This window comes from Halanaerobium sp. (assembly GCF_003070835.1).
Genome location: NZ_QBLR01000450.1, coordinates 1 through 2,006, shown reverse-complemented (window position 1 = coordinate 2,006; position 2,006 = coordinate 1). Strand labels below are relative to the sequence as shown.

1 protein-coding gene and 1 pseudogene are annotated in these 2,006 nt (G+C 31.0%); both read left to right on the top strand.

Translation table 11 applies throughout. The annotated features are described in order from the left end of the window. Position 1: 1 nt before the first annotated feature. Positions 2 to 832 (top strand): annotated as a pseudogene (locus CI949_RS21060) (fructose bisphosphate aldolase). Positions 833 to 924: 92 nt separating this feature from the next. Continuing rightward, positions 925 to 1,659 (top strand): hypothetical protein, encoded by a 735-nt coding sequence (locus CI949_RS20275; protein WP_290769832.1) that lies wholly within the window; start codon positions 925 to 927, stop codon positions 1,657 to 1,659. Positions 1,660 to 2,006: the final 347 nt, after the last annotated feature.

Below are 2,006 nucleotides of genomic sequence, written 5' to 3'. Positions count from 1 at the left end.
AATGGATCAGAGCGGTGGTAGTACCCCAGGAGCTTTAGCAGATTATGGTATTAAAGAGACTGAATATGAAACTAAAGCAGAAATGTTTGAGCTTGTTCATGCAATGAGGACCAGGGTTATTACCAGTCCCTCTTTTAGTTCAGATCATATTTTAGGGGCAATCTTATTTAAACATACCATGAATAATAAAATGGAGGGCAAATATACAGCTGAATATCTCTGGCAGGAAAAAGGAATACTGCCGATACTTAAAGTTGATCAGGGTAAAGAAGAAATAGAAAACGGAGTTCAGCTAATGAAGCCGATGACTGAGCTTGATGATCTGCTCCAGGAAGCAAAAGAGCATAATATTTTTGGAACTAAAATGAGATCCGTGATTCATAGTGCAAATCTCAATGGAATTAAAGAAATTACAGCACAGCAGTTTGAATACGGCAAAAAGATCTTTGACGCAGGATTTATTCCAATTTTAGAACCAGAAGTAAATATTAAAAGTGAGGATAAACTTGAATCTGAGAAAATATTAAAAGAAGAGATCTGAAAGCTGCTTGAAAATTTAGATTATGAGCAGTATATATTCAAACTTTCTATCCCAACACAGCCGGATTTTTATCATGAAATTATTGATCATCCAAATGTAGTGCGGGTAGTAGCCTTATCAGGTGGTTACAGTCAAGAAGAAGCTGTAGATAAACTTGCTAAAAATCATAATATGATAGCAAGTTTTTCCAGAGCACTACTTCAGGATCTAAAGGTTAATCAATCAGATGAAGAATTTGATCAGGTGCTTCAAGATGCTGTAGCTAAAATATATCAGGCTTCAATAACTTAACTAATCTTAATAAAAAACGCCTGTTTGCGACATAACGCTGTCACTCCCCCGTGTTATTCTAAAACTATAATAATGAAGGGGGAAATGTATAAATGAAAAAAGTATTAGTTTTGACAGTTATCTTTGTATTTTCTTTTAGCGGCTTAAGTCTGGCTCAAACTTATAATTACAGCTTAGAAGGAGGCTTTGTTTATACAACTTTAGATTCAGATTTTTTAAATGAAGTTGTAGATACTGCCAATAATTTTTATCAAAATGAATTAGAGTATTACCAAAATGATCCTAATTATGATATTGAAGTTGATGAATTTAATAAGCTTGATGACTTTGATAGTGCAGTTGGTTTTTGGATAGGGCTCCAAAATGATTTAGGAAATTATAAATCAGGTGTAAACTATGAAATGTTCTCGGAAGAGGTAAATGGTAATTTTTATGGAACTGATTTAAACACTGGAGATTATATTAAGGTTGATGATTCTTTAGAAATAGAGGTTGATGGAATATATGTTGATTTTGAAAAGCCAATTACTGAATATTTTTCAATTAGTGCTGGTATTGGTTCCTATACAGGAGAAATTAGGAGTAAAGAAAAAATTGTAGAAAGAGTTTCCGGTGCAGTCAGCAGATACAATTTTTCAGTTGATGCTGATTTAGAAAGAAATTTTGGTTTTAAAATTGGAGCTTCTTCAAACTATCCTTTAACAGAAAATTTATCTTTATCAGCTGATTTAAATTACAGAAAATTAGAATTAGATATTGAAGACAGCAGTGAATCTATAGATTTTGACGGACTTGAATTGAAAGCTGGTTTGACTTATAAATTTTAGATGGACTAAAAAATTGAACAAAAGTTGACAGCTGGAATAAATGTGTCTTGCAAAAAAATAAATAGCTAAGCTAACAAAAGCGCTATCCTATCAAACGGACAGCGCTTTTTAAGAGTTAGATATGTTTTAAAAGTTAGGTATAAAATAAAAGTTAGTTATATCTTGCTATAAATATTATATATTAAGAAATATAGAAATTAAAGAGTAAATATAAAATATTTAATTTTTGATATATGTTCATAAAAAATCTCACTAGCATTGCATAAAAATATTTAAGCATTGTCAAATTTAAGTTATTGAGAACATATACTATCTACAGAATATTCAGTCACTACCTTATCCTTTTT

Excerpts from the sequence above, each read along its gene's own strand:
- CI949_RS20275 (WP_290769832.1), top strand. The coding sequence starts at position 925 with ATGAAAAAAGTATTAGTTTTGACAGTTATCTTTGTATTTTCTTTTAGC.